This window comes from Pseudoalteromonas sp. SIMBA_162, assembly GCF_046535955.1.
GTDB classification, from domain to species: Bacteria; Pseudomonadota; Gammaproteobacteria; order Enterobacterales; family Alteromonadaceae; genus Pseudoalteromonas; species Pseudoalteromonas marina.
In genome coordinates this window covers 1-270 of the sequence record NZ_JAWJBQ010000440.1, presented here as the reverse complement: position 1 = coordinate 270, position 270 = coordinate 1, and the positions used below count along the sequence as shown (strand labels likewise).

Annotated in this window: 1 pseudogene; it reads right to left on the bottom strand. The window is 67.0% G+C overall.

Going from position 1 to position 270, the window contains the following annotated elements:
- Nucleotides 1–51 precede the first annotated feature (51 nt).
- A pseudogene (locus R0J88_RS20395) lies at nt 52–270 on the bottom strand (type I secretion system permease/ATPase); the annotation flags it as partial.

The window sequence follows — 270 nt, the reverse complement described above, 5'->3', positions numbered from 1 at the left end:
CCTCGCGCGTCGAGGGAGTGGAGCCAGGACCGAGAGTGCGAGCGGGTTCGATCATGATGCGCCCTCCCCAGCATCCTGTGTCTCTCCAATGGTGCCAACGACCCCATCGCGGGTCAGGCACAGCTGACGCGTCGCCATGGCCCTCAAGGCCGGATGGTGGGTGGCGATGACCAGCGTACGGCCTTCTTCGGCCAACGCCTGGAAGCCGGCGATCAGGCGCTGTTCGGTGTCGGCGTCCAGACTGGCGGTCGGCTCGTCGAGCAACACCAG